Origin of the sequence: Streptomyces sp. NPDC051051 (assembly GCF_040682975.1) — a bacterium.
GTDB lineage: Bacteria > Actinomycetota > Actinomycetes > Streptomycetales > Streptomycetaceae > Streptomyces.
The window spans coordinates 1-2,500 of sequence record NZ_JBFBCB010000134.1; the positions used below are offsets into that span (position 1 = coordinate 1).

General features: G+C 71.4%; 2 protein-coding genes. One reads left to right on the plus strand and one right to left on the minus strand.

The window, feature by feature from the left end:
• Window positions 1-87 precede the first annotated feature (87 nt).
• Window positions 88-1,059, minus strand: coding sequence for an RDD family protein (locus tag AB0N31_RS36425; protein WP_366062827.1), 972 nt, complete (start codon window positions 1,057-1,059; stop codon window positions 88-90).
• Between the two features lie 127 nt (window positions 1,060-1,186).
• On the opposite strand from AB0N31_RS36425, the gene AB0N31_RS36430 reads away from it, so the two are divergent.
• A complete protein-coding gene (locus tag AB0N31_RS36430; protein ID WP_366062828.1) occupies window positions 1,187-2,191 on the plus strand; it encodes a stage II sporulation protein M in 1,005 nt (334 codons plus the stop codon).
• Window positions 2,192-2,500 lie beyond the last annotated feature (309 nt).

Below are 2,500 nucleotides of genomic sequence, written 5' to 3' on the forward strand. Positions count from 1 at the left end.
GATACTGGTTGTATCGGGGCGATCCCGACAACGCGGCGAGCGTGCGTGCCAGGCGTCGCCGGGCAGACGGGACTTTCGAAACACGCCCTAGGCGGGCGGGACGAACCCGGTGGCGGACCGCTCACCCGACGGCGGCGCCACCGGCTCCACCGGAGCCGCCGGATACCTGCTCTCCGGCGCCGCAGCCGGCGCCCGACCGGCCCCGGCTCCCCCCTGCACGACCGGCGGACCGGGGACCGGCGCGCCCGACGGCCCGGCCCAGGCCGCCGAGCCCTGCCCCGCCACCACCGAGCCCTGGCCCGCCACCGGTCCTCCGCCGAACGCCCGCCGCGCCTCCCGCACCTGCCGTTCCTGCACCACCGCGGCCACATACGCGGCCGGCGGCACCCCCGGCGGCACCGCGGCCCCCGTACGCTCCGCGAGATCACCGGCCAGACGCTCCGCCATCGCCCACCCCACCTGCGGATCCAACTGGTTCATCCGCCCCAGGTACTGCCGGGCCGCCAACCACAGCCCGTCCGGCACCGCCGACAGGTCGAGCCCCGAGAACCTCCCGGCCAGCCACGGCGGAGGAGGCGGAACGAAACCCACCCGCGCCGCGGGCACCCGCTCCCGCACCACAAGCGTCCCCGCGAACACATCACCCAGCCGACGCCCGCGCGCCGACACCAGCGAGGCGACGCACGCCACCACCCCGGCCGTCAGCAGAATCTCCACCACCCCGAGCGCACCCCGCACCAGCGCATGCCGGAACCGGATCGGCCCCCCGTCGTCCCGCACCACCCGCAGCCCACAGGCCGCCTTCCCCAGAGACCGCCCATGGCTGAGGGTCTCCACCGCTATCGGACCCCCCACCAGCACCAGCAGGAACGTGGCGATCGACACCGCCGTCCGCGCCGCCTCGTCCAGGGACGCCGTCGCCACCAGCAACGCGACACTCACCGCCGCATAGGCCACCAGGGCCACGGTCAGATCCAGCAACACGGCCAGCGCCCTGCTGGGCAGCCTGGCAGGCTGCAGCTCCAACGCCACCGCCTCACCCGTCACCAGCTCATTCACGCCCGCGCCCCTTCCCCGACCTGCCGCCACACCGGCCAGTCTGCCAAGCTGAGAACGCATCGCGCCGCAGTACGACAAGCTGATCCCGACCGGTCCGCCGACGAACAGCCGAGGAGCAGGCACCCCGATGGACCTCGACGTCTTCGTCTCCGCCCACCGAGCCGAATGGGACCGCCTCGACGCCCTGCTCCGCCGCCGCAGCCTCACCGGCACCGAGGCCGACGAACTCGTCACCCTCTACCAGCGCACCGCCACGCACCTCTCCCTCATCCGGTCCAGCGCACCCGACCCGCAGCTCACCGGCCGGCTGAGCCAACTGGTGGCACGCGCCCGCAGCGCCGTCACGGGCACCCGCAAAGCCTCCTGGCGCGACGTCACCCGCTTCCTCAGCCGGAGCTTCCCCGCGGCGGTCTACCGCTCCCGCCACTGGTGGGTCCCCACCGCCCTGGCCTCCACGGCACTCGCGGCGCTCCTGGGCTGGTGGATCGGCACCCACCCGGAAGTCCGGTCCTCCATCGCGGCCCCGGACGAACTCCATGCGCTCACCCGCCCCGGCGGCCAGTACGAGACCTACTACTCCAGCCACCCCGCAGCGTCCTTCGCCGCCCAGGTGTGGACGAACAACGCCCAGGCCGCCGCGATGTGCCTGGTCCTCGGAGTCTTCCTCGGCCTCCCGGTCCTCTGGATCCTCTTCCAGAACATGCTCAACCTCGGCGTCGGCATCGGACTGATGTCCTCGGTGGGCCGGCTCGACACCTTCCTCGGCCTGGTCCTCCCACACGGCCTGCTCGAACTGACCGCGGTCTTCGTAGCCGCGGGAACCGGCCTCCGGCTCGGCTGGAGCGTCATCGATCCCGGCCCCCGCCCCCGCCGCACGGCCCTGGCCGAGGAGGGCCGGGCCGCCCTCGGCATGGCGATCGGCCTGGCCCTGGTCCTCTTCGTCTCCGGCGCCATCGAAGGCTTCGTCACCCCGTCGGACCTGCCCACCTGGTCCCGCATCACCATCGGCATCACCGCCGAGCTGGTCTTCCTCGCCTACGTCTACGTCCTGGGCGGCAGGGCGGCCCGAGCCGGCGACACGGGCGACCTCGAAGCAGCCGAACGCAGCGCCACGGTGCCGACCGCCGCCTGATGTGCATGTACGGCGGATGAACTGCTAGTCTCCTCTTCGCCCCGCAAAACCTGTTGACACAGGTCGTGTGGGGAGGTAGATTTGAACAGTTGCCTGGACTGGACTGAACCGGTCGGCGGCAAGGTTAGTATCTATAGAGCCTCTCGGAACTCGATTCCGCAGAAGCACTCCGAATGCATCGGAAATGAGTGGCCGGTCAGATCGGCCCGGAACTTCTGATAAAGTCGGAACCGCCGGAAAGGAAGCCGCGAAAGAAAAGCGGGGGCCTGGAAAGCGCCGAGGAAATCGGATCGGGAAACGGTCTGATAG

Coding starts and splice junctions, on each gene's coding strand:
- AB0N31_RS36430 (WP_366062828.1), top strand. CDS start 1,187: ATGGACCTCGACGTCTTCGTCTCCGCCCACCGAGCCGAATGGGACCGC.